General features: G+C 75.9%; 1 protein-coding gene and 2 pseudogenes. 2 read left to right on the forward strand and 1 reads right to left on the reverse strand.

Going from position 1 to position 2,995, the window contains the following annotated elements; translation table 11 throughout:
- Positions 1-1,170, forward strand: a pseudogene (locus E1300_RS51095) (SARP family transcriptional regulator); the annotation flags it as partial.
- Between the two features lie 54 nt (positions 1,171-1,224).
- Positions 1,225-2,160 carry a GTPase Era gene (era, locus tag E1300_RS48835; RefSeq protein WP_131764059.1) on the forward strand — a complete coding sequence of 312 codons (936 nt, stop codon included), beginning with the start codon at positions 1,225-1,227 and terminating at the stop codon, positions 2,158-2,160.
- Here era and E1300_RS51100 read toward each other — a convergent pair.
- Positions 2,151-2,995, reverse strand: a pseudogene (locus E1300_RS51100) (hypothetical protein); the annotation flags it as partial. The gene era and the pseudogene E1300_RS51100 sit on opposite strands and share 10 nt — an antisense overlap.

Consider the following 2,995-nt stretch of genomic DNA (forward strand, 5'->3'; position numbering starts at 1 on the left):
GCCATCGCGGCCGCCCGCGCGTCCGGCGACGTCCGGCTGCTCGCGCGGGTCGTCGTCGCGTCCGACGTCCCCACCCTGTGGACGAGCCGCGAGTACGGCGCCGTCGACCGCCGCGTCGTCGAGGCCGCCGAGGAGGCGCTCGACCGGCTCCCGGACGGCGCGGACGAGCTGCGGGTCCGGCTGCTCACCAGCCTCGCGCTGGAGCTGGAGGGCGAGCAGGACGACCGCGGTGCCGTCGCCGCCGCGCAGGCCCTCGACGCCGCCCGCGCCCTCGGCCGGCCCGCGCTGCTCGCCGTCGCGCTGAACGGCGCCTACGCCAACGGGTACCGGACGGCCGACGACCTTGCGCGGCGGACGGCGTACGCCACCGAGCTCCTCGACCTCGCCACCCGGCACGACCTCGGCACCTACCGCGTCCTCGCCCACCTGGAGCTCCAGCAGGCCTTCACCGCCGCGCTCGACCTGGCCGCCGCGGAGCGCCACCTGGACGAGGGGCGGCGGCTCGCCGAGCAGTACGGCCTGCCGCTCCTCGCGATGATCGCGGGCTGGTACGCCGGGCTGCGGCACGCCCTGCACGGCGACCTCGACGCGGCCGAGCGCGCCTACGCCGAGGTCGGCGAGGCCATCGGCCGGACCGGGATCTGGAGCAACGAGCGCGGGATGCAGCTCCTCGGCGGGTTCTGCCTGCGGCTCGTCCAGGGCCGGGAGGCGGAGCTGGCCGACACCGCGGCGTGGCTCGCCGAGCGGTGGCCGCACATCGCCGCCTGCGCCGACATCCGCGCCCTCGCCCTGGCCGGCGCCGGGCGCGCCGAGGAGGCCCGGCGGGTCGTGGTGGGCGCCGGGCCGATCCGCCTCGACTACTTCTTCGACCTCGCCATGGCGCTCCGCGGGCGCCGCGCGATCGCCCTCGGCGACCGGGGGCTGGCCGCGGAGGTCCACGCGGCGCTGCTGCCGTACGAGACGCACCTCAGCGGCGGCGCGAACGCCGTCTCCACCCTCGGCCCCGTCGCGCAGGTCCTCGGCGATCTCGCGCGGTTCCTCGGACGTCCCGACGGGGTCGCCGCCGGCCACTACCGCAAGGCCGCCGAGGTCGCGGACCGCCTCGGCGCCCCCTACTGGAAGGCGCGGGCCGTCGAGGCGCTGGACCGGCTGGGGTCCCCGGCCGCCTGACCCGGGGACACGGCGGTGGACGGGGCCTTCCCCGGGGTGAGCGACAATTGACGGGTGACATCGCTGGGAGAGACGACGACCGGACGGCCGCCCGAGCAGTACCGGGCCGGGTTCGCCTGCTTCATCGGGCGCCCGAACGTTGGCAAGTCCACCCTCATGAACGCCCTCGTGGGCACGAAGGTGGCGATCACGAGCAGCCGTCCCCAGACCACGCGGCGGGCGATCCGGGGCATCGTGCACCGGCCCAAGGCGCAGCTGGTCGTCGTCGACACCCCCGGCCTGCACAAGCCCCGGACGCTGCTGGGCGAGCGGCTCGACAGCCTGGTGCGGTCCACGCTGACCGAGGTGGACGCGATCGGGTTCTGCGTGCCCGCCGACCAGCCGGTCGGGCCGGGCGACAAGTACATCGCGCGCGAGCTGGCGGCGGTGCGCAAGACGCCCGTCGTCGCGATCGTGACGAAGACCGACCTGGCGCCCCCGGAGCAGGTCGCGCGGCAGTTGCTGGCGGTCGGGGAGCTCGGTGAGTTCGCCGACATCGTGCCCTGCTCCGCCGCGGACGGCTTCCAGGTCGACCTGGTCGGCGACCTGCTGATCTCGCACCTGCCGGAGGGCATGCCGCTCTACCCCGAGGGCGACCTCACCGACGAGCCCGAGCAGGTCCTCGTCGCCGAGCTGATCCGCGAGGCCGCGCTGGAGGGCGTCCGCGACGAGCTGCCCCACTCGATCGCCGTCGTGGTGGACGAGATGGGGCCGCGCGAGGGCCGCGAGGACCTCATGGACGTCTACGCGCACCTGTTCGTCGAGCGCCCGAGCCAGAAGGGCATCATCATCGGGCACAAGGGCGCCCGGCTCCGCGAGGTCGGCGCCGCCGCGCGCCGCCAGATCGAGGCGCTGCTCGGCACCAAGGTGTTCCTCGACCTGCGCGTCAGCGTCCTGAAGGACTGGCAGCGCGACCCCAAGCAGCTCCGGCGGCTCGGCTTCTACGACTGATCGTCGCGCCGCTTCTCCGCCGCCGGCTCCGCACCGGCGGCCTTCTCGCCGGTCCGATCCGCCGTCTGCTCCGGCGCGTGCTCCGGTGCCTGTTCCGGGGCTTGTTCCGGCGCGTGGTCCGGCCAGGCGGCGGCGTGCTGCGGATCGCTCTGGGCCCACTCCGCCCACTGCTGCTGGTACTGGGGATCCACGTAGTACTGCTGGTCGGAGTACTGCTGCTGCGCGTACGCCTGGTCCGGGTACGCCTGGTCCGGGTACGCCTGGTCCGGGTACGCCTGCGGCGGGTAGTGCTGGTCCGGGTGGGCCCCAGGCGCGGCGGCCCTGGGGGACAGCAGGCGCTCGCCGATGGGGCGGGCCAGGCTGAAGCCGACCAGCAGCAGCGCCGCGGCGACCCCCAGGTACCAGCCGTACCGGACGGAGATCTGGTAGCCGACGTCGAGCCCGTCGCCGGGCAGGTCGCGGCCGGCGGGCAGGTCGTCGCGGACGTCGCCGAGCCGCAGCACGAAGAGCCCGCAGGCCAGCAGCGCGAGCACGCCGGGGACGGCGGCGAGGCCCCCGATCCGCGCGTCCCCGCCGAGCAGGTCCCAGACCGCGAGGACGATCGCGACCACCGCGAGCACCGGCACCGCGACCACCAGGTCGTCGGCGTCGATGCCGGCGACGCTGCCGAGGTCGCGCGAGAGCGGGCGGCCGAACAGGTCGACGACCACCTGGACCCGCGCCCACGGCAGGAACGCCGCCACCAGCAGGAGGGCGGCGGCGACGATCATCGCGGCGTTCCAGCCCGCGCCGCGGCGCGGCGGCCGGCCGGGCGCCGCGGGGACGGGCTCCGGGG

This window comes from Actinomadura fibrosa, assembly GCF_900659615.1.
Lineage (GTDB): Bacteria > Actinomycetota > Actinomycetes > Streptosporangiales > Streptosporangiaceae > Spirillospora > Spirillospora fibrosa.